Annotated in this window: 23 protein-coding genes and 1 tRNA gene; 11 read left to right on the forward strand and 13 right to left on the reverse strand. The window is 59.1% G+C overall.

What is annotated here, in order from left to right; all coding sequences use genetic code 11:
• Positions 1–82: 82 nt before the first annotated feature.
• Positions 83–595: a CvpA family protein gene (locus JQ597_RS23925; protein ID WP_212267174.1), complete on the reverse strand. Its 513-nt coding sequence runs from the start codon at positions 593–595 to the stop codon at positions 83–85.
• 107 nt (positions 596–702) lie between these two features.
• Between JQ597_RS23925 and JQ597_RS38505 the strand changes: the two genes are divergently transcribed.
• The 3 genes from JQ597_RS38505 (at position 703) to JQ597_RS23940 (ending at position 1974) form a co-directional block, all read left to right on the forward strand.
• Positions 703–912: a hypothetical protein gene (locus JQ597_RS38505; protein WP_502754591.1), complete on the forward strand. Its 210-nt coding sequence runs from the start codon at positions 703–705 to the stop codon at positions 910–912.
• A 9-nt stretch (positions 913–921) separates the two neighbouring features.
• Positions 922–1224 (forward strand): hypothetical protein, encoded by a 303-nt coding sequence (locus tag JQ597_RS23935; protein WP_212267176.1) that lies wholly within the window; start codon positions 922–924, stop codon positions 1222–1224.
• Positions 1225–1302: 78 nt separating this feature from the next.
• Complete coding sequence (locus tag JQ597_RS23940) at positions 1303–1974, forward strand: hypothetical protein (protein WP_212267178.1); 672 nt, start codon at positions 1303–1305, stop codon at positions 1972–1974.
• 1516 nt (positions 1975–3490) lie between these two features.
• Here JQ597_RS23940 and JQ597_RS23945 read toward each other — a convergent pair.
• Positions 3491–5098, reverse strand: coding sequence for a GMC family oxidoreductase (locus JQ597_RS23945; protein ID WP_212267180.1), 1608 nt, complete (start codon positions 5096–5098; stop codon positions 3491–3493).
• Between the two features lie 302 nt (positions 5099–5400).
• Between JQ597_RS23945 and JQ597_RS23950 the strand changes: the two genes are divergently transcribed.
• A tRNA-Met gene (locus tag JQ597_RS23950) sits at positions 5401–5477 on the forward strand.
• A 928-nt stretch (positions 5478–6405) separates the two neighbouring features.
• Here the strand turns inward: JQ597_RS23950 and JQ597_RS23955 are convergent.
• A complete protein-coding gene (locus tag JQ597_RS23955) occupies positions 6406–6564 on the reverse strand; it encodes a hypothetical protein (RefSeq protein ID WP_212267183.1) in 159 nt (52 codons plus the stop codon).
• Between the two features lie 497 nt (positions 6565–7061).
• Here JQ597_RS23955 and JQ597_RS23960 point away from each other — a divergent pair, with 497 nt between their 5' ends.
• Positions 7062–7433 carry an H-NS histone family protein gene (locus JQ597_RS23960; RefSeq protein WP_212267186.1) on the forward strand — a complete coding sequence of 124 codons (372 nt, stop codon included), beginning with the start codon at positions 7062–7064 and terminating at the stop codon, positions 7431–7433.
• A gap of 165 nt (positions 7434–7598) precedes the next feature.
• On the opposite strand, the gene JQ597_RS23965 is transcribed toward JQ597_RS23960, so the two are convergent.
• Together JQ597_RS23965 and JQ597_RS38130 are read right to left on the reverse strand one after the other, a co-directional pair.
• Positions 7599–7751, reverse strand: a complete 153-nt coding sequence (locus JQ597_RS23965) for a hypothetical protein (protein WP_212267189.1) — start codon at positions 7749–7751, stop codon at positions 7599–7601.
• 649 nt (positions 7752–8400) lie between these two features.
• Positions 8401–8526 (reverse strand): hypothetical protein, encoded by a 126-nt coding sequence (locus JQ597_RS38130; protein ID WP_283813447.1) that lies wholly within the window; start codon positions 8524–8526, stop codon positions 8401–8403.
• 230 nt (positions 8527–8756) lie between these two features.
• On the opposite strand from JQ597_RS38130, the gene JQ597_RS23970 reads away from it, so the two are divergent.
• On the forward strand, positions 8757–9173 hold the full coding sequence (locus JQ597_RS23970; RefSeq protein ID WP_212267193.1) for a hypothetical protein: 417 nt from the start codon (positions 8757–8759) through the stop codon (positions 9171–9173).
• Positions 9174–9464: 291 nt separating this feature from the next.
• Positions 9465–9845: a hypothetical protein gene (locus JQ597_RS23975; protein ID WP_212267197.1), complete on the forward strand. Its 381-nt coding sequence runs from the start codon at positions 9465–9467 to the stop codon at positions 9843–9845.
• Between the two features lie 95 nt (positions 9846–9940).
• Here the strand turns inward: JQ597_RS23975 and JQ597_RS23980 are convergent, their stop codons facing one another.
• Both JQ597_RS23980 and JQ597_RS23985 read right to left on the reverse strand, forming a co-directional pair.
• Positions 9941–10270: a hypothetical protein gene (locus JQ597_RS23980; RefSeq protein ID WP_212267201.1), complete on the reverse strand. Its 330-nt coding sequence runs from the start codon at positions 10268–10270 to the stop codon at positions 9941–9943.
• A gap of 41 nt (positions 10271–10311) precedes the next feature.
• On the reverse strand, positions 10312–11052 hold the full coding sequence (locus tag JQ597_RS23985; RefSeq protein ID WP_212267204.1) for a metallophosphoesterase family protein: 741 nt from the start codon (positions 11050–11052) through the stop codon (positions 10312–10314).
• Positions 11053–11964: 912 nt separating this feature from the next.
• Here JQ597_RS23985 and JQ597_RS23990 point away from each other — a divergent pair.
• From JQ597_RS23990 to JQ597_RS24005, 4 genes are all read left to right on the forward strand, one after another.
• The gene (locus JQ597_RS23990) at positions 11965–13284 is read left to right on the forward strand and encodes a UDP-glucose dehydrogenase family protein (protein WP_212267208.1); all 1320 of its coding nucleotides are present in this window, start codon (positions 11965–11967) and stop codon (positions 13282–13284) included.
• Between the two features lie 75 nt (positions 13285–13359).
• Positions 13360–14373, forward strand: a complete 1014-nt coding sequence (gene galE / locus JQ597_RS23995) for a UDP-glucose 4-epimerase GalE (protein ID WP_212267291.1) — start codon at positions 13360–13362, stop codon at positions 14371–14373.
• A 375-nt stretch (positions 14374–14748) separates the two neighbouring features.
• Positions 14749–16182 (forward strand): undecaprenyl-phosphate glucose phosphotransferase, encoded by a 1434-nt coding sequence (locus JQ597_RS24000; protein WP_212267212.1) that lies wholly within the window; start codon positions 14749–14751, stop codon positions 16180–16182.
• 75 nt (positions 16183–16257) lie between these two features.
• The gene (locus JQ597_RS24005) at positions 16258–16647 is read left to right on the forward strand and encodes a hypothetical protein (RefSeq protein WP_212267217.1); all 390 of its coding nucleotides are present in this window, start codon (positions 16258–16260) and stop codon (positions 16645–16647) included.
• 7 nt (positions 16648–16654) lie between these two features.
• On the opposite strand, the gene JQ597_RS24010 is transcribed toward JQ597_RS24005, so the two are convergent.
• The 6 genes from JQ597_RS24010 to JQ597_RS24035 form a co-directional block, all read right to left on the reverse strand.
• A complete protein-coding gene (locus tag JQ597_RS24010; RefSeq protein WP_212267220.1) occupies positions 16655–17458 on the reverse strand; it encodes a hypothetical protein in 804 nt (267 codons plus the stop codon).
• Positions 17442–19694: a polysaccharide biosynthesis tyrosine autokinase gene (locus JQ597_RS24015; protein WP_212267222.1), complete on the reverse strand. Its 2253-nt coding sequence runs from the start codon at positions 19692–19694 to the stop codon at positions 17442–17444. The genes JQ597_RS24010 and JQ597_RS24015 overlap by 17 nt, the downstream gene beginning before the upstream one ends.
• 8 nt (positions 19695–19702) lie before the next feature.
• Positions 19703–20269 (reverse strand): hypothetical protein, encoded by a 567-nt coding sequence (locus tag JQ597_RS24020; RefSeq protein ID WP_212267224.1) that lies wholly within the window; start codon positions 20267–20269, stop codon positions 19703–19705.
• Between the two features lie 440 nt (positions 20270–20709).
• On the reverse strand, positions 20710–21357 hold the full coding sequence (locus JQ597_RS24025; RefSeq protein ID WP_212267226.1) for a transglutaminase-like cysteine peptidase: 648 nt from the start codon (positions 21355–21357) through the stop codon (positions 20710–20712).
• A gap of 160 nt (positions 21358–21517) precedes the next feature.
• Complete coding sequence (locus tag JQ597_RS24030) at positions 21518–22123, reverse strand: hypothetical protein (protein WP_212267228.1); 606 nt, start codon at positions 22121–22123, stop codon at positions 21518–21520.
• Between the two features lie 74 nt (positions 22124–22197).
• Positions 22198–23481, reverse strand: coding sequence for an O-antigen ligase family protein (locus tag JQ597_RS24035; RefSeq protein ID WP_249148134.1), 1284 nt, complete (start codon positions 23479–23481; stop codon positions 22198–22200).
• Positions 23482–23774 lie beyond the last annotated feature (293 nt).

Consider the following 23774-nt stretch of genomic DNA (forward strand, 5'->3'; position numbering starts at 1 on the left):
ATTGGAGCAGTGTAGCCAATCGCGACGGCCATGATAAGTGGCTCGTCGCTGCGCGAAATGCATATCAGTCGATCACCGCCTGCTAAATTCGCTGCTCTCGCTTCAGCCGGTCGATGGTGGCGGTGACGTCAGGCGGCAGCGACTTGAAGCCCTTTTGCCCGGCCGTCGAAAGCAGCGGCCGCAATTGCGAGCCGGTCAGGAATGCCGGCTGGCGATCGCTTGGGACGAGCTGGTCGAAAACCAGCACCAGCGTGATCGCGACCAGGCCGACGCGCACCGCACCAAGCGCCGCGCCGCCGAGGCGATCGCCGATACCGGCCGATCCGATGGTGTCGTCGAGCGCCATGCGCCCCACCTTTCCGAGCACCATGCCTGATATCAGGAAGATTCCGAAGAACAGCAGCGAATTCTGCATCAGGGGCGAGCCGAGTGCGCCGTTGAGCTGCGGAGCCAGCAACGAGGTGGCCGTCACCGCGATCGGCATCGCGAACAGATAGGCGAGGATCGTGACCGCGCTGCGCAACAGACCGGAGTTGAAGCCGGTGACCACGGCAATCAACAGGGCGAGATAGACGACGGCATCGAAGCTGTTCATCGATGAAATCCCTGCCTGTTCCTTAGCGTCGCCGTCTGGTCAACGAAACGGGTTCGCGGTCGCTAAAATCGTAGGTATCAATGGGCTCGCCTTATTTCGGGGTCGTCATGTCTGATCTATTCGACGTCCGTAAAGAAATCATTCTGATCACAGGCGTTAGCCAGGGGGAGTTCGCGCGGGTGTTGCCGGCGCATGGTGCTGGCCGCTCTGATGGTTGGACAAGAAAGCGCCTCTGCTTGGGAGTACCTCCTAATGGTCGACGCCCGATCTACCGTTTGTTCGCGACCATTGGCATGATGCAAGCCTATGCGCCGTGAGGTGGAGACATGACCAACGACCGCCTAGTGCAGCCACCGCCAATCCGTCACATCCGTAAAATCGGCATCGTCGGAACCGCAATCCTCCTGCTCGGGCCTATGGCCGCTTTCACAGATCTTGGAGCAGGACCGCGCATCTCTGAAGGCTTCGAACCATTCGAGAAATCAGCGAGTGAGCGCGTCGCTCAGGCCTTCGAAGACATTCGGGACATCGCATCCATCTCTGACGAGCTGAAGACTGCGCTGGCGTCGCTGAGCCAGAGCGTTCAGAGCGCGCAGAAGCCGCCGGTCAAGGCTGAAGGCAATGATTGACCTGATCTGACTTCAGGGCTTCTACGGTGAGAGGCAACAAGATTATCGCCTCTTGATGTACTGGTCGCGGCTTCCGTGATGCGCCTGCAAAAACTCACTTTTGATGATTGGCTGGAACACTCGTTTGGACGCGAAGTTCGCTTTCAGCAAGCGCCTTGGTACTTCGATCCGGACCATGATTGGTGGGATCCGCCACCTGTGGAAGCCGTATCCTACGTCACTCGACTGTTTGAAGACCCCGAGCCGGCATTACAGGGATTTGCTGACAGCCAAATTGCACAGGGCTTAAGCTACCTCGTGAATACGAGCGCAAGCGGCGATAACAGGTGGTTTTGTTCAACTGATGTGCCGGTCGAAGACCGTGTCCGCTGCGTTAAGTCCGTCGCAGCACTATTTACGAAATTGTTCGAGCCGCGGTGCGCTCCCAGTTTATCTCACCTGAGCGAAGCCGATGCCGGAACGCTTAACTGTGTTTGCTACATGTGGTGGGATGCGTTTCCGAGTTTGGCTCATGCGGGCGATCCGGACCTGCCAACTCTCCACGATTGCGCGCTGCGTACCATGGAGCGCATCCTTCATCTCAACTCGATCGCTTGCCAGGAGAGCGCTCTACACGGGCTGGGACACTGGCAGCGAGACTACAGCGAGAAAGTGACCCAAATCATAGACCGCTTTTGCGAGGCGCATTCCAAGGCCGACCCCCGGCTTTTGGCCTACGCTCGATCGGCCCGCTGCGGATGCGTGCTGTGACGTTGAGGAGTGATTGTCGCGCGCCCTGCAGGCGGAGTGTCGTCATCAGCCAAACAGCATACGCCCGGCAAGACTGCCCGAACATCGCCGTTATGGCGACATCGATGCCAAACGATCCCTTGTTGGGCTCCATGTACAAGAAAGCTGTGAGCTATCGTCCGCCGGGGGTCCTGTTGGAGCGTTGGGATCAGTTACATCCGCCGATCGCTCAACGACCGAGCGGGCCTCGCCATCCCGTCACCAATGAGCACCACGTGGCAGCCGTGCGGCATCGGCACAAAAGTGACAAACCTGCCAAACTGAGACATCGCTAGACGCCGTGGTTCAAACACTGTTTCAAACACTCACTTTCATCAAATTACATCTGAGAGTCTAAAAGCGAACCGACACCTTAAAGCCCGTTGGTATCTTGATGGTGCGCAACTGGGGATGGCGGGACGCACCGTGTTGGAAGTGTTGATTACCAAGCGAAGCTCGACCAAGTGGGAATGGCGGGTCTGTGACCGCTATGGGGCCACGATTATCGGCGGGTTTAAGAGCACCAGACCAGCGGCCAAGTACCGGGGTAATCGGGCGCTATTTCTTGTGTTGTCTACGCGCTGGGTAAGGTGATGCGCGAAGCGGAGGCGGATATCAAAGAGGCGGACGATAATCTAAAATGCGTCCTCAGTCATCCAGCTCACTGGTGGGCTTGTTGGGGATTTTAACCCATCAGGGCGCATGCGCCGTCGCTCAATGGATTTTCGGGTTCTCGCTCCGCGAGCCCTCAGATGCGCAATTGCGCATCGGGGAATGACGATTGAGGGGGTTGCTTCGACTGCGACAAAACAACCCGACGGGCAAATCACTTCGCATTTTCGGAAATCGTGTCAAGCCCCAAAATAAAAAATATTTCTGTTTTACAGAAGGTCAAATCAGTTTATATGTGAGCCATCCCGTCCTACTCAGAAGGGCGTCGGCCGTCGTCACGGACGTTGGGCGGGTTGCGGTGGACGCTTGTTTGCGCTGAGACGACGGCGTGGACGGGCGTACGGCAAAACCGTGTGGTCCTGGCGCCCGTTGCAGGCGTCAAGCTGTCGGAGAAGCGCAAGCGGGAACGGCAGCGACGGAGTCAACCAAGAACTCGTCTCCGGGGAGATCACGGCATAAGCCGTAAAGCCATTGCGCAGGGAAGGCCGGGTGTTCTCCGCTGCCCTGTATGCTCGTGTGCACCTTGTTTTGTGCAAACCGCACGCGAGACCGCGGGTGCAGCGCGCACCCGGTCTTCCCTGCGCCCTCTCATTTGGGGAGGGCGGGAAGTTTCTGGCAAAGCTCGGGCGCAATGCGTCGCGAGAATAATTTTTGTCGTCCCGGCGAAGGCCGGGACCCATAGGCCGCGGCCCCTGTTATTGAAAAAGGAAGATGACGACCAGCGTGCAAAAGCAATTACCGCCTGTGGTTATGGGTCCCGGCCTTCGCCGGGACGACGGATAGTGATTGGCATACTGGAGCGCCTGTGGTGATGACAGCTGATGGCTCACCCCGCCCGCATCTCGGCCTTGATCATATCCGCCGCCTTCTCGCCGATCATGATCGTCGGCGCGTTGGTGTTGCCGCCGATCAGGGTCGGCATCACGGAGGCATCGACGATGCGCAGGCCTTCCAGGCCGTACACTTTCAGCTTGGGATCGACCACTGCCATCGGATCGCCAACGCCCATCTTGGCGGTGCCGACCGGGTGATAGACGGTGTCGACACGGGCGCGCAGAAGCTTGCGGATGTCGTCGTCGGTGTGCACATCAGCGGTGAACATGTCCTGTTTCTGCAGCGCGCGCAGCGCCGGCGTGTCCAGCAACCGTTTTGTCACCTTGTAACCGCCGACCATGGTTTCGAGATCGTCGGGATGGCCGAGGAAATTCGGATCGATCAACGGCGGCGCAAAAGGATCGGCGCTGCCGAGCGCGACATGGCCGCGGCTCTTTGGCCGCAGCTGGCAGACATGGAGCGAGAAGCCCGTGCCCTTGTGCCGCTTGCGGCCGTGATCGTCGGTCAGCGCCATGCCGAAATGCAATTGCACGTCGGGCACGTCGAGGTCGGGCCGGGTTTTCAGGAAGCCGCCGCATTCGGCGAAATTCGACGTCATCGGCCCGCGGCGCTCGCGCCGGTACTGGCGGATACCGCGCAGCAGCCGCGGCAGGGCCTTGAGCGAAAGGCCGTTGAAATTCGGATTGTCGGACAGGTAGCCGAACACGAAGTCAGGATGGTCCTGCAAGTTCTGTCCGACGCCGGGCAAATGATGCACGCTTGCGATGCCGTGCTTGCCAAGCGCCGCGCCGTCGCCGACGCCGGACAGCATCAGCAGCTGCGGGGTCTGGAACGCGCCGGAGGCGACGATCACCTCGCGCCGGGCGCGAAGCTGCTTCAACTCCTTGCCCTGGCGGTATTCGACGCCGACCGCGCGCTTGCCCTCGAACAGGATGCGCGTGGCTTGCGCGGTGGTCTCGACGCGCAGATTGGCGCGGCTATTCATATGCGGATGTATATAGGCGCGCGCCGCGCTCCAGCGTTCGCCGTTCTTCTGCGTCACCTGGTAGATGCCGAGGCCTTCATGGTCCTCGGCGTTGAAATCCTCGCGGATCCGGAATTGGCCTTCCTGCGCCGCCTGCAGGAAGATCTGCTGCACCGGATTTTCGGTGCGCAGTTTGTTGACGGCGAGCGGGCCGTCCTTGCCGTGATATTCGCCGCCGAAATCGGCGTTGTTTTCCGAGCGCTTGAAAAAAGGCAGCACGTCGGAGAACGACCAGCCGGCGTTGCCGAGCGAGGCCCATTGGTCGTAGTCGCTGCGGTGGCCGCGGATATAGACCATGGCGTTGATCGCGGACGAGCCGCCGAGCCCCTTGCCGCGCGGCTGATAGCCGATGCGGCCGTTGAGGCCGGCCTGCGGCACGGTGTTGAAGGCCCAATTGTTGATGGTGCCGGTCACCATCAGCGCCAGCGCGAACGGCGTGGTGACCACCCAATTGTCGTTCTTGCCGCCGGCATCCAGCAACGCCACCGACGTCTTTGGGTCCTCCGAAAGCCGTCCCGCCACCGTGCAGCCGCCGGAGCCGCCCCCCACCACCACGAAATCGAATATGTCCGTCACGCGCCGCCCCCGATAATGATGTTTTTGTGGACTTTTGTTGCGTCAAAGTTCCGCTTTTGCGCCTTTGATGGCAAGGGCGGCTTCCCGAGGGCGTTTCGTGCCGTTTTTGGCGTCACAAAAACCTCAAAAACTGCACCATGGGCCTTTCCAAAGCAGGCTTGCGTTGATACATACCCCTCGCACCCAGGGGCATTGCCCGGGTTGCCTTCTCAGGAAGCCTCTGGACGGGAACGATCGACGCCCAAAAGCGTTGGCCGCTTTCGCTTCGGGTTCGGTTTTTGGGAAGGCGCGCAACGGTTTAACGCGGGGTGGAGCAGCCCGGTAGCTCGTCAGGCTCATAACCTGAAGGTCATAGGTTCAAATCCTATCCCCGCAACCAAGTTAGCCCTTCCAGGTCATCGACCTGGAAGGGTTTTTCTTTGGGGTCGCCGATCCCGGCCATCGGGCCAATCCCGTGCGGGCGAATCGCGCGGCGTCAAATCGGTGGCTTCGATGCGCAGGCGATTGGCGGAAGGTCTCAACGCCTGCCTGATGTGTGCCGTGTGCCGCCACGGCGTTCCGACTCTCAACGAGCGAACGAATAGCGCCGGCCGATCTTCGTGCATATACGCTGTCGTGCTGCACCCGACAGCTGTACTGCAAACCCCATCGCTATGAGTACTCAGTAAGCAATGCGCTGCCTAAATCTTCCGACGACAGACAATTCTTTCACCACGAAAGCGAAACGTGAAAAGGTTAGCATCACGCGGGGCCGCTTGGTGGGAGTGGTGCACGTGAGTTGTGAACGAAGAATCTTTCCAAGGCGATATCAGGCAAACATCGCACAGCCTTACACCCTCATCGGGTTGACGGTAGAGGAGACACGTGAGTTCGAACGGCTGGACCATCTTTCTATCGAAGGCGATTCAGGCAACGCCACCTGGACTCCGGATGGCGAGCCAACGACGCCCGAAGAAAGGCGATGGTTCGAGCTTTATCGCAAACACGAACTTGGCTGGAGTGCCTGGCTCGCAGCCGAAGGTGGGTCGACAGCGGCATTTCCCATTCGAGATCGCTCGGTGCTCTAGCATTCCGATTTGGATCTGGTGTCCCCGCGCATGGGGCGATTCGTCGGGCTCCTATTTGAGTATGTCTGTTATTCATTGATTGCATGGGTCGGTTGCGTTGTTGCAGAAGCTCGCCGGGTGGCACGCCTTGTGCTTTTTATTTTCTGTGCGCTGGAACCGCGCGCTTGTCGCTTTATTGTCGCAACTCTGCGCCAATACAGCCCGCCAAACAAAGTGGAATAGAAGATGAGTTCACCAATGCTATGTGATGACGATCAGGATTTTTCCGCCGGTGAACACCTTGGACGTGAAATTCAGCTGCAGGATTCCTCCCTCCGCAATATCTACGAGACGCGTTTGCAACTCGCCCAGCAGCTTGAGGAAAATCTGGCCTTGCGCCGCGCGATAACGCTTCGGCAACGGCAGTCACTGGCGCCCCTGGAGCCCAGCAGGGTTCGCGCAAACGGGCGGATGCGTTAGGGCATCGTTCGATCGTCGCTGTCGCTTGAAAACTCGGGAATGCGCGTTTCCGCACCCGATTGCGAGGTGCATGCCGACAGGTCCCATCACATGGGCGCCCAACTTTGCAGCGCTTCTTTTCGGGGGGCGCATATCGGTCGCGCACGCCGAAATGCCGTTGCCGGGCTCACTGGCATTCAAAAGGCCCCGATCGGGAAGATGCCCCGATTCCGATTTGCACCGGCTCCGGCCAACTTCAAAAGATTGTATCATTATAGGAGGCAACCATTGGATGTTGTGGCGGGCAAATTTGTCCTCCAAATTGCCTCCTGCGAGAAATTTTTTTGATGCGAACCCGTATTTCCCCTAATCAAATGTGGTAATTTTGCGAAGTATTGAATGGGAATACAACCTGAGCGAACAAATAAGTCGCCAGAAAAATATTGCAGGGAGAAGAAATGAAGTTTCGCAAATTCAATCTCTCGTCATTTTCCATGGATGAGTTGTGGGCCCTCCATGAGCAAGTCGGCAATATCCTGGCCGAAAAAATAACGAGTGAAAAACGTGAGCTGGAGCAACGCCTTGCGAAGCTGAACAGCGGCATGATGGCGAAAATCAAACGGCCGGATCGGCAAGTGGCGGAACGGCGAGCCGCTCGCCGAAAATATCCTCCGGTGCTTCCCAAATTCCAGAATCCATCTGACCCGTCCGAAACGTGGGCCGGTCGAGGCAAGCAGCCGCGCTGGATGGTATTGCAGCTCAAGGCCGGCAAGAAGATGAATGATTTTCTGATTGATCGCGTCAAGCGCAAGCGCGCGAGCACCCGGTAGACCGCAGAAGTTCGGCCCCGACGCACGTTCGCTGCCGCGGACGTCATTCAGCGCGCCGCAAATCGGCCGGGCCATACGCTGGGCCTGCCGCGCAAGGGTGACTGCCTCGAGCGCGCGGCGGGTGGGCGCGCTGGAAATCATCTTCCCGCTTCGCCGGTCGACGGCCTAGCCGGCCAGTGCCACCTCGGCCAGTTCGAGCCATTTGGTTGCCATCTCGCGCAGCATCCGGCGCGATTGTTCATCGGTCGTCGTGGCGGCCAGCTGCAGGCAGTGATTGGCAAAATCCACATATCTGTCGCTCAGAGAAGCCTGCTGCATGATCGATCCGCGAATATCAGGAAGTTTTGTCCGTCGAGGAGAAGGCCAAACGGACTGAGATGCCATCTCGCGAGAGTTATCTTGCTGCCGGCATTTAAATAGATATTACTCCGATCAAATTTTAAAATTCAACTGCCCAAGCCACATTTGGATTAGGAATCAGATTTTATTTGATCACCGAGCTGATCGACATTTACTGAACACAGTGCGCCACTAGAGGGTGTGCCACGAGCTGATCAAGTTCAGCACCTCGTTCTCATTTCTCCAAACAAGCAGAGCGCGCCAAAATGCTGCAGCGGCCGGAAAGAATCCCGTTTGTTGTCAGGGCCAAAGAGAAGTTTTTCACGGGAGGATTCCTAGGGCTGATACTGCTGGTAATGGCGGTGTGGATGTACTTTCTGGGCTCCATCTTTTTGAACCTGGTGACCTGGTTTCTTTCCTGACCGACGGGCAGGATGCAGGGCCCGGTGAATTCGGATTCGATCGAATCGCTTTCCATGGGCGTCACGGGCGCGAGCGGCAGGCAATCAACAATCAAAGTGTCGGTGCCGCAAGACCGGCTGCACGGGCGATCGGAGTTATGGGAGCGTGAATGGCGGACATTTTCCTGGCTAAGCTGTGGGACGGTGCGGTCGCGTCCTTTGTTCGCTCAGACGGTGAACACTTGATCGTCCGCGTCGAAGGCCATGAACGAAAAATTTCGCGGGACGTATGGCGAGAGCTCCCCGAGCAGCAGGATCGCGTCCATCATCGCGAGCATGGGCATGGACGGCACGGACCGGCAGATCCTGGCTTGCGCAGATCCGAGCAATGAATCGACGAGTGCCTTGAGTGGCATCGGTGCTTGCCGCGATCGTGCGAGCCGGACCTCAGATCAACGACATTTGAAGGGAAGATGCCCGATGCCCGCAGAGCTGTCCGCGAAATTAAATAATTATTAACCAGGTTCGAGTGACCTAGGGCATTATGCTGCCGTGGCGGCGCCAACGGGACGGGCATTAAACGATGTTTCAGCTGCTCTCACGGACTCGCGCGCAAAAGCATGCTGGCGATCGATCGGGCGACCGGGATTTCAGGGTTCGGTCGGCCGGACGTGATCTCGGCACCGACCGGTTACGGGTGAGCTCCATTCTGGGCGCGCTGGATGCTTCCATTCGCGAGGCGGAGCAGGAGCAATCGGGCCTCAGCCGGCGCGTCGAAGACGTCCTTGCCCGTGCTGCGGTGACATTCGGAAATGGCACCGACGAGTACCTTGAGCGCGACGCACTCGACAGCCACCACCAGACCTTGTTCGGCAACGAGATCTCCAACGGACAGCGCCGGCTTCAGGAACTTGCGACAACGATAGCCCACTTCAAGTTTTTGAAGGCTGCTTTGCTTAGCCGCTTTCCGGACTTCAAGCCTCCTGCACCCGCCGCGTAAGTCTTGCGCGGCCGCAGCGCCATTTTCCAGGGACCAGATTCTGCCCGGTCAGTACCGGTCCCTCAAGACAACAGGCTTCGGATCGAGCTGTACGCCTTGCCAAAAGCCGTTGATCGCCCGGATCGGGTCTCGGTCCGCGACCGACTTGCCTTCGAAACTCCCAGGCTGCGCAGCAATCGACCATCGCCTTGGCGATCATTTGGACTCTCGCCGTGCGCCGGAGGACGCTACGATCGGCGCTTTACGAATCCCGATTTTAAACTGGAAAGGCATTGCCTGAGGGTTGCTTGCATGGATCCAGAGGATTTCCGATATCGGGTTGCGGACGATGGACGGATTGCCATTGCCGGCCTCACTCTGGAGGAAACCCTGGAACTCGAAGCGCTGCTTCGGTGGCAGGACGTTGCGAGGGATTTGTCACGCGAATTGCGGCTCCTCGAACTATATCTAAGACATCATGCGACCTTCACCGACAGGCGCCGGATCATCGACGCAGGCAGCAGCGAGTCGCTCCACGTGCGCCGGCCACGCGACGTCAGCTCAAACGGTCCTCGCCGAGCCCGGCGGATGGTTGGAATGTCTCCGCGCATCCAGGTGCTGCGATCGGCGCTCGCCATCGGCATGGTCAGCGTGGGAATGCTCACCGTCTACCTGGTCGTCGTCAGCCCATAGTCCGACGGCAGCACTGAAAAGCTGGCTGCGAACAACTTCGCGCCGGGCTCATTCCGGAACGGGTCTTCAGGCAAGGCGCCGCAACGCCAAGGCGTTCACAGGAACGCGAAGGTTTGAAGCGCCTCGATCACCACGCAGATAATCATTCCCCATAAGGCGAAGTTGATCTCGATCCCAACTCGCATAGGACATCCTCCCCTTTTTTGCCGCCCGATAGCCGTTGCTTCGCGCGTGATTATTTTAATCGTAATTGAAGAACGGTCAGCTTCCCAGCCTGACTTCTGAGCAATCCGCAGTTCCCTAACGGGGATGCCGTCTCGGTCGGCATGAATCCGGCGCCAATCGCAGCCCATTGCCTGGATCAGCCATGGCCGCACCCAGCGAGCCGCAAGGCTGGCGACCCGGACGGTGCGACGGCTGGCCATCCGTAATTGCCTGGGACGCCGGTGCCCCGGGCAAGCGATGCTCAGATTGCCAGCAGGCTGGAACCCTGAATTGAGAGCAGCGTCAAATTGCCGGTGGCGTAGGCGCCCGTATCTATGTTGGCGCGGTTTGCCAAAATCTCTGCACTGCGAACCGGTGTATGACCATGAACAATATATTTGCTGAACCGCTTCTTATGCTGAAGAAAATCCTCTCGGATCCAAAGCAGGTCTTCCTCCCGCTGCTCAGCCAGCCGGATGCCCGGTCGAACACCTGCATGAACAAAAAAGAAATCGCCGCAAGAGAAGTTGAGACGCAAGCGCCCCAGAAAGTCGCGATGGCGCGCCGGCATTACCTCGGATAGCTCTCTCATTAATGCATGCTGCTCGTCGCCGTCCGGATTGACCGACGGGGAAAGTCCGTAGGACATCAATGTTTCCAGTCCACCGACTTGAAACCAATTCCCCATGCGGCCGGGATCGCGAAAGACGTCGTCAAGAAAGGCTTCGTGATTGCCCTTCAGGAAGACCGCGTTTCCGCGTTGGGAACGTTCAATCAGGAGGTCAAGCGTTGAGCGCGAATCCGGCCCGCGGTCGATGTAATCGCCCATGAAGACTTCTATCGCGTGACGTGGCCTGCTGTGTGCAACGTCGGCGTCGATGACGCGGAGCATTTGATCAAGTAGATGCGCGCAGCCGTGAATATCGCTGATGGCGTAGATGCGAACCCCGTCCGGCAACCTTGGCTTCGCCATCGGCTTCGCATGGCGCAGTGCTGACAACATCGGGATAATATACTCTCAAAGGCGTCCCGGGCTCGAGGCCACGCGAATCCTCACCTTGGCATTAATCGCCTGGGATGAATATATATCATCCTGATACAGGTTTGGCAGGACGCCGGGCGAGTCCCGGGTGTTCGACGCAAGCCGCGCAACGGCGTTGCCTCACTGACGCGGCCGGATCAGGCCGCAGGGACAGGCTGGCTGACGTGCGCCCTGTGGTGGACTTGCAATCGCCCCTTATCGAGGATCAGGACTTCCGGACAACGACGACGCCGGCATGGGGCACCGTCCTGTCGGCACGGGGAGCCCTTGCGAAGGACTTCAACAGCGCTGTGCATGCGTATCCAACCTGGAGAAGCGCTGCGAAAACCACTATCGCTGAAATTGCCTGGAGCAGGGTCTGGCCCTGTGTCATCGAAATCGCCGCCAGTGAAACCGATCCAACGAAAAGAATGGGCACCAGAATTAGAAACCGGAAGCGAATTCCAAGAACCAATCCAATCAAGGTACTGCAAATGGCCAGTGTGGTCACACCACCTACTCCATACAAACTACTGTGTTTCCTAACGCTGGCCTCCCTAAAATTGGCTTAATTTAGCCATTGAAATTGCTTGAAATTCTGATGCCAGGCCGGTTGCCGGGGGAGATGCTCACCGACGGGCACTCAGCGCGGTAAATTTTCTGGATCGCGTTGAACCGATCAACATTGCGCATTTAATTTCCGTCGTCCCTTGCTTCCAGACCTTTTGTTTCGTGTGAGTGCTGCGTTTGCAGGACAATCCCGGATTTTGCGCCGAGCGCTGGGAAATCGGGCTGCCTCTTCAATCGAAGGGGTAGGTTTGACCCGCTTCCATGGTTAATTTAAAGCCTTCGCTGTCGGGGAATTAAATACCGGAAAAAGAAAGTGCTCAGCTCATGCGCGTTGTTGTTGTGGGAACGGGATACGTTGGATTGGTTTCGGGTGCCTGTTTCGCCGACTTTGGACACCACGTCACTTGCGTGGACAAGGACGAGGCCAAGATCGCATCGCTACAGCGCGGCGAAATTCCGATATTCGAGCCCGATCTTGACCGCGTTGTCCAAACCAACGCGCGTGAAGGCCGACTCGTCTTCACGACCGACCTTGCGGGACCGGTAGGCGAAGCCGACGTTGTCTTTATCGCGGTCGGCACGCCGTCGCGGCGCGGCGATGGTCACGCGGATCTCAGCTATGTTTATGCGGCGTCGCGAGAAATTGCGAAATCCGTCCAGGGTTTTACCGTCATCGTCACGAAATCGACCGTCCCGGTGGGCACAGGCGATGAGGTCGAGCGAATCATCGAGCAGGTGAATCCTTCTGCCGATGTCGCCGTCGCGTCGAACCCGGAGTTTCTGCGCGAAGGCGCGGCCGTGCGCGACTTCAAGCATCCGGACCGCATCGTCGTGGGCACCGAAGATCCGCGCGCGCGCAAGGTGATCGGCGAGATATACCGGCCGCTTTATTTGAATCAGGCGCCGATCATGTACACCGGGCGTCGTACCGCCGAACTCATCAAGTATGCGGCCAATGCATTTCTGGCTACCAAGATCACCTTCATCAACGAAATCGCCGATCTGGCGGAAAAGGTCGGCGCGGACGTTCAGGAGATTGCCCGCGGCATAGGCTTGGACAATCGCATCGGATCGAAATTCCTTCATGCTGGTCCTGGTTACGGTGGCTCGTGTTTTCCCAAGGACACCCGTGCGCTGATCAAGACTGCGCAGGACTACGACGTTCCGCTAAGGATTCTGGAAGCGGTGAATTCGGTCAACGACACCCGCAAACGCGCCATGGCCCGCAAAGTGGCCGCGCCATTCGGTGGCAACCTTCGCGGAAAAACAGTTGCTGTCCTCGGCTTGACCTTCAAGCCCAATACCGACGACATGAGAGAGGCCCCCTCGATACCGCTGATTACGGCGCTCCGCGACTTGGGCGCGACGGTCCGGGCGTTCGATCCGGTGGGCATGGAACAGGCCCGATTGGAGATGCCTGACATCGAGTATCACGAAAACGCCTACAGCTGCGCCGAGGGCGCCGACGCATTGGTCATCGTGACCGAGTGGGAGCAATTTCGAGCCCTCGATCTTGATCGGCTAAAGCAGGAGATGGCGGCTCCGGTCGTGATCGATCTGCGAAACGTATACAATCCGGACGATCTGACCGGCAGGGGATTCCTGTACCAAAGCGTCGGGCGCCAAACGAAAGCAGCGGGCTAGCGTGAACGCGATGCCAACGTCAGCCTGAAGGCAACTACCGCTTCTCAATCCAAGTCTGCTTTCGTGGAGAAACCTGTGTCCCAAGGCCCTGCCATTCTCGTGACCGGAGGAGCCGGTTATATCGGCGCGCACTGCTGCAAGGCTTTGTCGGAGGCCGGCTACGTCCCGGTATGCTTCGATAACCTGTCGACCGGTCACCGCAGCTTCGTGAAGTGGGGTCCTTTTGTCGAGGGCGACGTCAGTGACACGGCGCGAGTGGCCGAAGCGATCGCGTCCCACGACGTCGTCGCCGTGATGCATTTTGCTGCATTCAGCCAGGTGGGTGAATCCGTCACCGCGCCCCAGAAATATTATCTGAACAATGTTTGCGGAACATTGTCGCTATTGAAAGCGATGCTCGAGCAGAAATGTCGCCGCCTGGTCTTTTCGAGTACCGGAGCGGTCTACGGCAATGCGGGTCGCGATCCGATCAGTGAGGGCGCCGCCGGCGTTGCCGTGAACCCTTACGGCGTCTCGAAATGGATGATCGAGCAAATCCTGGCGGATTATCGCTCTGCCTATGGCATGCATTCGTTCTGTCTGCGCTATTTCAACGCCTGTGGTGCGGAATTGTCGGGATCAATCGGCGAACTTCGTGATCCGGAAACCCATCTCATTCCGCGCGCGATGATGACCCTGCAAGGTCATGTCAGCGACTTTGCGATTTTCGGGGATGATTATGAGACCCCGGACGGTACGGCGATACGCGACTACATTCACGTGGTGGATCTGGCTGCAGCGCATGTTCGTGCCCTCGATGCCCTGCTGAACGGCTCTCCGGGCGGTCGCTACAATCTTGGTACGGGTTCTGGATTCTCGGTGCGTCAGGTGCTGGCGGCCATCGAGCGCGAAACAGGCCTTAACGTTCCACTGGTGACAAGGCCGCGTCGGCCCGGTGATCCGCCGATTCTGGTCGCCGATCCGTCGGCAGCTCGCGCTGATCTCGATTTTCGTCCCGCTTGCTCGGATCTGGCAACGGTTGTGAGGTCCTCGTGGGCCTGGCATCAATCGGCCCACCCCCGCATTGATGCCGAAACGCGATCTCGATAAGCGCACGAAGGGCGTGCTGCACCGGCGCCACATAATTATCAGGATTATGACGCGACACCGGAATTATGGCGCGGTGGGAAAAAATTGCCCTGTTTTTGATGGTCCATTGCGCATGTGGCGCGCATATTGAATATTTAAATAGCACGGACTGATCATTTAATTGCCGCATTGACGCAATGCAAAAATACATTTGATTTTTTGGGTGCGGTGCCACACTCTCGCTTCGATTGGTTAGCACTCTCTCAAAGCGGTCGTCGAAGATCTTTCCGCGAGATTAATTCGACATCGCTCGTTGCCCTCCGATTATTTAAATCAACACCTCGGTGGTTGCAGCGATGTCGGCGGTTGCAGTGATGGAAGTGACGAGGGCCTGAGATGTCTGCAACAACATATGGTACCGAAGACGTCTCTGCGACGATTGCAAGTCGTGGCGCGTCCCTGCAGCGCCCTTTCCAGATTTTTCTCATCAGTGGCGACTTTCTGCTGATCCTGGTGAGCTATCTGGTGGCGGGTGTCGTCTATCGCCAGTTCATGGGAACGCCGGCCGATCAGGAAGTTCCGATTGGTGCGGGCCTGATCGTCGGTGTTGCGTTCGTCGCAATAGCGTTTTTCCAGCGCGTCTACGACAGCCATCGTCTGTTCAACGGAATGTGGCAGGCGCGGAAGGTTGTTTTCGTCTGGATGATGTCGCTGGCGATTCTGGCTCTCATCGCCTTTCTTCTGAAATCGACCACGAGCCTTTCGCGCGGTACGACCATCGTGTTCGCGATTACCGGGCTTGTCAGCCTGGGCGCGCACCGGGCGGCCTGGCGCATCGGCCTGGCGTCTTCGCTGGCAAAGGGTCATTTGATTGACCGCAGGGTCGTGCTGCTCAGCCTGAAACCGCTCGATTTTACTTCGAACCGCTTCAAGGACTTGCGCAAGAACGGCTTCGACGTCGTGCGTCATTTCGTGTTGAACGCGACGCAGGATGACGCGGCCCTCGACGCCGAGATTTTGAACATCATTCGGCAGTCGCGCACGACGAATGCCGAGGAGTTTCTACTGGCAATCGACTGGAACGAACTGCCGATGCTTCAGAAGCTGAGTCAGCGGCTGCGCCAGGTCCCGCAGCCGATTCGGCTGCTGCCTGATTTTCCGATCGCAGATCTGGTTTCGCGGCCGTTCATGCCCGTCAGCGGAACGATGGCGATCGAAATTCAGCGGCCGCCGCTATCGATCTTCGAACGCGCGCAGAAACGGTGTCTGGACATCGGCCTCGCCTCGATTGCCCTTTTGATGCTGGCGCCTCTGTTGATCATTTCAGCGGTTTTGATCAAGCTCGATTCAGAGGGCAGCATCATCTTCCGGCAGTCCCGTCGCGGCTTCAACGGAAAGCCTTTCGAGATCTGGAAATTTCGCAGCATGAGCGTTGCGGAGAACGGCCACACCGTTACCCAAGCGACCAAGCAGGACAGGCGGGTGACCCGGGTTGGCCGCTTCCTCCGGAAGACCAGCATCGATGAATTGCCGCAGCTCTGGAACGTGCTGCGCGGGGAAATGTCGCTGGTCGGTCCGCGACCGCATGCGCTGGCCCATGACAATTATTACGACCAGGTGATCAGCAACTATGTGTATCGCCATCATATGAAGCCAGGCTTGACGGGCTGGGCGCAGGTCAACGGCTTCCGCGGCGAAACGCCGACCATCGACTTGATGGAAAAGCGCGTCGAGTATGACGTCTGGTACGTCAGCAACTGGAGCATTTGGCTGGATATGCGGATCATCATCCGGACCGCGATGGTCATGATGTATCAGGATGCCTATTGAGCGGGACGGGGTGCGTCCCGCGCTCGGCTGATCCCGGGACTTTGCCTTTTGGGGCTCTTGGTCTAGGATTTTCCGATGCTGTTGGCATCATTCAGGGTCCTGTTTGCGGCACTTGTCTTTGGCGGCGTTTTTCCGCCTGATGCCACGGCGCAGGTCGAGCCGGAGTCGGAACAGCCCGGCGAGCCCAGAATGTCTCGCGAGCAGTGGCTTGCCGATATTGAGGCCGCCCGCCGGCGCATCGAAGAAAGAAGGCGTGAAGGGCGGAGTTTTGCCCAGCCCACGCCATCCGATGCGGACGTCGCCCGCGAATCATTCCAAAGAATTCTAGAGGATGACAGTTTACGCGCTGGCGACATCGTCGCCACAAGCCGCGGCCTGCTGATGTTCAAGGGCCAGTCGTCCAATGAGCGAAGCCTGAACGATTTCGCGCAGTCGCATGGGGGGCCGCAAAGCCGTAGCCCGTAACGTCTTTTCACGGTCGCCGTACATCGACGGCTGGCGCGGGACCTGCTGGATAGCAACGGTGGCGGATCTGCAATCCGCTCTCGGACACGAAATGAAGAAATACCAGTCGCTCGGTTTCCGCAGCGGCACAGGTTCGGTCGAGCAGTTTCGTTTGGGCAGTGGCGGTTGCCCCTTGATAGAGTATGGCTGCGCTTGGATATAGCCGGGCTTGAAAAATGTCTTCGAAATCCTGTGCGACCGCGTCCTGCAGGGCGGCTGGCAGGGCGTTGAAGCTCCGCAGCGCCAATGGCGCTCGAATGAGCTGCAGCCAGGCCTCGTGGGGCGCCTGGCGATAGGACTGGTCAAGAAGCGCCACCGCGCGTGGTCCGAACCCCTCCTGGCGGATACTGGACCAGTACATGCCGAGCCAGCCAAGGGATTCGGTGGGTGCGCACGCAATCAGCGCCTTGCTCTGGGAGTTGACGCTGGCGGTGTCGGTGTCGGCCTGCAGCAGATTGGCGCTACGCACCGTTTCATCGGCTAGTCCGATCTGCAGGAGCAGCAACTCGCGCAGCGTCTTCGAATTGCATTGCCGCTCGGCGGCCGGGAGGTTCGCGGCAATCATTCCCCGCAGGAGGGCCGGGTCGTACTTCTCGCCGCGCGCGAGGCGGCTGGCAACCAGCGGAACCGCGGGATCGCCAATGTCGGGAAATACCCGAGCCGCCCAAACCAGTGCGGCGGCGGCGAGAATGATATTGGCGCCCAGCATGAGCCGGCGATGGAGGCGGCGGGATGGCCGATACGGCAGCGCCGCCTCAGGCGCCTTCGACATAGTAGCTATTGTAGTGTGAGCCCTTATAGGCCTCAATACGCTTGAGCATCTTGGGGTTTGCCCGGTTTAGAACTGCCCCGAGAAGTTTCTTTTGGATGGCCTCCGAACTGGCCAGCGATTCCTGCAATGCGCTGCGCGTCGTCCGGCCCCACTCGATGACATAGACCATCGCATCAAGGAGGTGGCTGATCGCCTTTGCGTCGGTCACCGGCATCACCGGCGCGAGATCGATGATGATGTAGTCGTAATTGTCGCGCACCGTCGCCAGCATATCCGTCATCGCCTTGGAGGCCATCACGTCAGCCGAATTGACCATGCGCGAGACGACGAAGGACGGAAGGAAATCCAACCCGGTTTCCTTGCTGCGCTTGATGTGCTGACCCAGCGACTGGGGATCCCTGAGCGCTTCGAGCAAGCCGGTCTTGGCGTTCGGTGCCAGTTCGCGCGTCAGCGAGCGGGTGTGCAGGTCGCCATCGATCAGCAGGGTACGGTGACCGGTCAGGGCGATCAGGTGGCCAAAATTGGCGGCAACCGTGGTCTTTCCCTCCTTAGGCAACGAAGAGACGATGCCGATCACGCGGACGTCGCGGGTCAGCCGGGCGACGTCGATGGAAACCTTGATGTTCCGCAGGGTTTCGGCGTAGCGCGAAAACGGGTGGTCGACGACATAATGGGAGAGGGAATCGTCCCTGCCCTTCGCTGCCGAACTATCGATCGGCAGCAACAGGCGCGCCTTCTTCCCAGCCGGCTTCTGCGGATGTAAATCGGGAAGCACGCCGAGGCATTTCACGCCGAGCTCGTCCTCGACCTCGCCGGGAGACCGCAGCACGTCACTCATCAGCTCTTTCGAGAAGGCTGCGCCGAATCCGAAGCAGAGCCCGCCGACCAGGCCGCCGACCAGCGCCAGCAGGGTTTTGGGCGAGCTCTTCTTGTCGGGCTTGACCGCCGTGCCGATGATGCGCGCTTCGCTGATCGGGAAGCTCTGGTTTTGCGTCGCGTGTTGAAGCTTCTCGAGGAAGTTGTTGTACAGGTTGCGATAGGTATCGGCGGCACTTTCGAGATCACGCAGCCTTACCTGCGCCTGACCGGTGTTGCCGGCCTGGGCGACCAGTCCTTTCATGTTTTCCTCAAGTGAGGCTTCACGGCTCTTGGCGATGGCGTAATCGCTTCGGTAGGCGTCGGCGATTCGGCGGACCTCATCGGCGATCGCCTTGCGCAGCTCTTCCATGCGGTTGTTGAGATTGATCGATGCCTGATGGGTCTTGCCGTAGCGCGCCGACCAATCGGCATACTGGCCCGCCAGATCGAGATATTGGGCGCGAAGTCTGGTGATGACCGAATTGTTGAGGGCGTCGGTGACGGTCGGCTGAGCCAGATCCTTGTCCGAAATCGCCTCGATCCTGTCGAGACGAGCCTTGGCTTCGGCAGTGGCGGCGCGGGCCTGAATGAGCTGGGTATTGACGTCCGATAGCTGCTGCTCGGTCATCAAGCCGCGGCTGGTGCCAACGATGTTGTTCTCTGTCTTGAAGGTCTGGACGGCGCGGTCGCTCGCGGTCGCCTGTTCGCGCAGTTCGGCGCTGCGCTGTTGCAGCCACTCGCCGGCCCGCTTGGTTGACTGGTATTTCGCCTCGAGCGCGCCAACGATGTAGGCGTCGGCGATCGCATTCGCGATTCGCGCGGCCTTGTCCGCATCCTTGGAACGGTAGTTGAGGGACAGAACATAGGTCGTGAGTACGCGTTCGACCTTGAGGTTTTTTTGCACCGCCTCGACGGCCGCGCGCTCGATCCTCTCCTTCGAGGGCGGCCCGTCGGACCCGAACAGGGAAAGCGTCTTACCGATAATGATCGCCACTATTCCGGGATCGGATCCGTTGAATTCAGGGTCCTCCGTCAAGCGCAGCCGTCGCACGATCGACTGGATCAGGTCCTCCGAGCCGATGATCTCGACCTGGCTGTCTACGAATCCTGTGTCGATAAGGTTGCTGTTGATAGCGGTTTCCTTGTCGAGGACCTGGGTCTGGCGCGTATCCATCAGAATACGGGCATTCGCCGTATACATCGGCGTCGATACCAGCAGATAGATGACGACAAGCGCCAACGTACCGGCGACGACCGAGGCGATGAGTGGCCACTGCCGGCGCACGATATCGATGGCACGCTCGACGCTCAGCGTCGTGGTGCCGATCTCGATGCCGTACTTCTTGAGCGCCTGGAACTGGTCTCTGGGTTGATACATCTGCAAGCTCAATTGTAGCGGGATTGGCTGAGCGGGACCGGTATCTTGGCAAACGGATCTGATATCTCGGTGTTCCATTCACCCGTCAGCAGACCGGAACCGGTATTGGCTGGCTTCGCAGCCTGAGCAGGTGCCGCCGCGCCCAACTGTTCGGACTCGGCCGCGTAGCCGATCAAGACCGCGCGGTCTCCCAGTTTGCGCACGAAATCATTTATCTTCCGAGACGCTTCAGGCTTGGTCGTGAGACAGCGTGACTCCGCTCTGTAAAGACCTGAGCCGATTGCCACGCGATCCTTGTCCGATGATTGGTTCACCAGCTTTTCCACGGCAGGCAGCAGTGACGGATCGGTGACCAGGTATCCGCTGAGCCGTCCCGCCAGTTTTTCCTTGTCGTTACGCAGCTGTTGCAACAGCGATCCGGGTGAGGTGCTGAAAGCCTGCAGGGCCGGCGGGGGGACGCGCTCAGCCAGCGCGACGCATTGCGCATGGCATGGTGCCGAGATCACCAGGAGCAGCGCTATGCCTGCCAGAAGCCTGAACCCAGCCACAAGAGTCTGTCGTCGAATCAAGGACATACCATTCATTCGTGTACCGCTGGCTGGTGGGGAAATACGGTTTAATCGAAGGTTCAGTGTTTAATCGCCGGTTCAGGCGTTTAATCACATCTGCAGGCATTTAATCACCTGTTCAAGGCAATGATGGCAAAGAACTGTGTCATCTTTTTGTGCAGTGCAAAAGAGTGTCCCCGTGACTTTGAGGAACTAGCAAATTCCGGACCAGTGAAATGTCCCGTCCGTCCGGCGACCCATGACGGCCTTCATCCAGAAGCGGGCCTGGGCGGCCGCCGATGCCTGAGGGTGACAAGATTTTTGAGGTATTAATAAGAATATAATCAATAAAGCGCGCGTTCTCACCCGACGGTGAGACGAACTGCAACCCGCCCGTGGCCCGGAGCCATCGATGGCGGGTGCAGGCTCACGGGAGGGCAACCATGCCGTGAGTTATCAATAAATGTTCACTGAAGCTGCGGCCTAACGGATGCAAGCCGGTTCGCCTGGAGGCGCTGGCCGTGGCTGCCGACAGCAACCCAAAAGCGCGGATTGTCGCTCGATTGCATCGATATCCACGTATAGCCCATGGCATTCCAGGGACGGACGTCGCGCGACAGGTTGTCGAGAACAACGTCGCCGTCGGGAAGCCGGGCGACCAGCACAAGGTGCCCCTGACCGCTGCTGGTCAGGACCACCGCCAGGCGCAGCGCGCTCTGGGGCCAACCCCTTGCAATCAATTGGTGCCGCTTGGTGACTGCGTAATCGTTGCAGTCGCCTGCGGCCGGCGAGACCGTCCAGCGCGCGGTTATCGGATCCGTGGACTTGCGCAGCGGTGATATCGCTTCGTTAACCGAGGCGTTGACGTCTCGCAGCATTTCCATCGCGCGGTCGGCGGTCGGCAATGCCTGCACGCCGGTTTCCGCGTCGCATTCAGCGCGGTAGTTCATGCAAAACTTCACGAACTGGAGCGGCGCGAGCGTGTTGTCGAACTCCTCGATGAAGGCCGTCCGGTTGGTCCGCGACACGTCGGTCGAGGCGTCGGTTTCGGCCCTGGCGGCGCCACCGGCAAATGCGATTGCGGTCGCCAGCATCGGTGCAAATAGCAGTTTCATGTCGTCCCCCGTCATTCTTTTTCTTGACGCAGGTACGGTGTCTCACGGAGTTGTTGGGTTTAGGTTCCGCCGATAGTTAAAATTGAATCTAACCGCAGATGACGTTATCTGCCTGATGGATATTGGTTAATTCGCGATCAATCCAGGCGTTCCATGGCGCTCAGTTGGTCGGACTGACCGGCGTCAGAACGGATGGCGTTCCGGCCGCGGCTGTCGTGAAAAGCGTCGTTGAACTGGTACTGGCGCCAGCGCCGCCGCCGAAAGTTGTGCTGCTGTTGCTCGAAACGGCGCCCGGCGACGGCGTCGATGTGGTGCCCTGTCCACCGCCGGCGGTGGTGTCGCCGTTCGGATCTGCTCCGGTGATCGCCTCGGTCGGAATATCCCCCGTGATGCTCACGAAGGCTTGAATCAGCGGCGGATTCTCAGCCTTCAGGACCACTTCCTGGATTTGCTGGGCAAAGGCCGGCTGCGTCAGCACGCACACGGCGGCGGCGGTGCCGAGACCGGCACCGATCGCACGGCTTTGATCGGCGGAACTGGCCTTGGAAAGCGATGCGATGCCTTCGAGCGTCTCGGGCCGGGTCATCAGCATGTCGCGGATTTGCGACGCGAGGCCGCCCTGACCGTCCTTGAACTGGCTCAGGAGCGCTTCAGGGTTCTCCAGAAAGGATGTCGCGCGCTCTGCCGACACCAGCGAGGAGTTCGGGACGCATCCGCCGCTGGCGGGTGCCGCGGCAACCGGGGCCGTTCCGCCGGTCACGAGCATCACGAGACAAAAACCCACCAAACGCATTGTCATTGCCCAATCAATCGCATTAAAAACAGCCGATTTAAATTAAATCATAATTCAGTCGCCACAGCTCCGCCACCGTTTTTTCGCAATGACGACGGAAGGCACTGCGCCAGCCCGGCACCGGTGATCGCGGCGAAAAAAACCCCGTAACCGGCTATCTGCAGCGAAAAATCGATGCTGCTGTGAAGCAACCCCAGCGCGGCGACGCTGGCTCCGGTGACGGGGATGTAGCGATCGCGCCGCCGCAGCAAGCTGCCCCGGAACAATTGGTAAACATACCAAAGCACGGTCGCAACGATCGGGATGGTCGCGGGCAGGCCAATTTCGACCGCGAGTTGCAGCGGCGTGCTGTGGGCGCGGTCCCAAATCCCGAGGCTGCCTAATTCGGCGGGCCGGTAGGCGGCAAAAGCCGCCTCGAAATTGCCCAATCCGACGCCGAACAGCGGATGGTCGCTGACGATTGCGATCGCGGCGCGGTAGGCCGCCAGCCGCTGATCGTCGATCAGGCCATAGGTGAGAATCCGCCCTGCCACCGCGCCGCCGATCAGCTGAAGAACCAGGACGGAAACGACCGCGGCTCCCGCCAGCAGCGCCCATCTTCGAAAAGTACCGAGCTCAAGCGGCCACAGATAGAGTGTGCCGGCCAGCAGAAACGCGCAGATCGACAGCAGCAGCCCTGCGCGTGACCCCGTCATCGCCGTCGCCAGCGTGCAGACGGTAAATCCGACGGCGAGAGCCGCTGGTGCGGCGAAATAGTGCCCGAGCAACGCGAGCGGCCGATCTGATGGCGGAGCAGCGCGCTGGTCCCCGCGATGTAGCGAGCGCAACAGAGGCACCAGGAAGAGCAAGGCGCAACTGCCCCAGAATGTCGCGGCGGTGTTGCGATTGACGAATGTGCCGGTGGCGAAGCCGAGATACGCCTCCTTCTGCCTGAATAACAGCGTATTCGGGTCGGCAAGCTGCGCCAGGATTCCGTAACAAGCGTAAAGAAAACCCGCCCACGCCAATATCCGGAGAAGCCGTTTGGCCGCTGGCGCATCGGCAGCAAGAAGAAAGGCGCGCACGAACGCAAGCGACACCAGCAGAGGGGAGCCAAAAGCGAGCCAAGGGCCGGCCGCGGTCATCGAAATGCGAGCAGGGACATCGGCGCCGAGGAGATCGAGCGGAAGCTTCCAGACGGCATTCGTCCGTCCCACCAGCGGACCGGGCCATGTTTGCAGCATGACGATCGCGCTGATCAGCACCATCGTCATGAACAGCGGCAGCAACAGGCGAAAATCCTCACGGCCGATGGCTTCCAGATCCGCCGTCAATAGACTGAGCGCGAGCAAGACGATCCAGATCCAGATCCAGACGAAATCCGCCGATCCAAGCGGAAATGGCGCCAGGACGAAAACAGCTATCGCGACAAGATTGGACGCTCCGCCCAGAATTTTCCTGATTGATCCCTTATGCGACGGCAGGTGCCAAACCCCATTCCTGAACTGACTGGAACTTGGGCGCGGTAAACGGCGGCGGCCGACCGGGCTGGTCCCAGGTTCCCGAATTTATCGATCTGCCTTCCAAAGAGCCAGCGATGCGAAGGGATTGTTTCACGCCCGCTTTAAAATGCGTCGTCTTCGTG

The organism is Bradyrhizobium sp. AUGA SZCCT0177 (assembly GCF_018130125.1).
Taxonomy (GTDB): domain Bacteria; phylum Pseudomonadota; class Alphaproteobacteria; order Rhizobiales; family Xanthobacteraceae; genus Bradyrhizobium.

Coding starts and splice junctions, on each gene's coding strand:
- JQ597_RS23925 (WP_212267174.1), bottom strand. CDS start 595: ATGAACAGCTTCGATGCCGTCGTCTATCTCGCCCTGTTGATTGCCGTG.
- JQ597_RS38505 (WP_502754591.1), top strand. CDS start 703: ATGTCTGATCTATTCGACGTCCGTAAAGAAATCATTCTGATCACAGGC.
- JQ597_RS23935 (WP_212267176.1), top strand. CDS start 922: ATGACCAACGACCGCCTAGTGCAGCCACCGCCAATCCGTCACATCCGT.
- JQ597_RS23940 (WP_212267178.1), top strand. CDS start 1,303: ATGCGCCTGCAAAAACTCACTTTTGATGATTGGCTGGAACACTCGTTT.
- JQ597_RS23960 (WP_212267186.1), top strand. CDS start 7,062: ATGAAGTTTCGCAAATTCAATCTCTCGTCATTTTCCATGGATGAGTTG.
- JQ597_RS23965 (WP_212267189.1), bottom strand. CDS start 7,751: ATGCAGCAGGCTTCTCTGAGCGACAGATATGTGGATTTTGCCAATCAC.
- JQ597_RS23970 (WP_212267193.1), top strand. CDS start 8,757: ATGTTTCAGCTGCTCTCACGGACTCGCGCGCAAAAGCATGCTGGCGAT.
- JQ597_RS23975 (WP_212267197.1), top strand. CDS start 9,465: ATGGATCCAGAGGATTTCCGATATCGGGTTGCGGACGATGGACGGATT.
- JQ597_RS23980 (WP_212267201.1), bottom strand. CDS start 10,270: ATGGCCAGCCGTCGCACCGTCCGGGTCGCCAGCCTTGCGGCTCGCTGG.
- JQ597_RS23985 (WP_212267204.1), bottom strand. CDS start 11,052: ATGTTGTCAGCACTGCGCCATGCGAAGCCGATGGCGAAGCCAAGGTTG.
- JQ597_RS23990 (WP_212267208.1), top strand. CDS start 11,965: ATGCGCGTTGTTGTTGTGGGAACGGGATACGTTGGATTGGTTTCGGGT.
- JQ597_RS24000 (WP_212267212.1), top strand. CDS start 14,749: ATGTCTGCAACAACATATGGTACCGAAGACGTCTCTGCGACGATTGCA.
- JQ597_RS24005 (WP_212267217.1), top strand. CDS start 16,258: ATGCTGTTGGCATCATTCAGGGTCCTGTTTGCGGCACTTGTCTTTGGC.
- JQ597_RS24010 (WP_212267220.1), bottom strand. CDS start 17,458: ATGTCGAAGGCGCCTGAGGCGGCGCTGCCGTATCGGCCATCCCGCCGC.
- JQ597_RS24015 (WP_212267222.1), bottom strand. CDS start 19,694: ATGTATCAACCCAGAGACCAGTTCCAGGCGCTCAAGAAGTACGGCATC.
- JQ597_RS24020 (WP_212267224.1), bottom strand. CDS start 20,269: ATGTCCTTGATTCGACGACAGACTCTTGTGGCTGGGTTCAGGCTTCTG.
- JQ597_RS24025 (WP_212267226.1), bottom strand. CDS start 21,357: ATGAAACTGCTATTTGCACCGATGCTGGCGACCGCAATCGCATTTGCC.
- JQ597_RS24030 (WP_212267228.1), bottom strand. CDS start 22,123: ATGCTCGTGACCGGCGGAACGGCCCCGGTTGCCGCGGCACCCGCCAGC.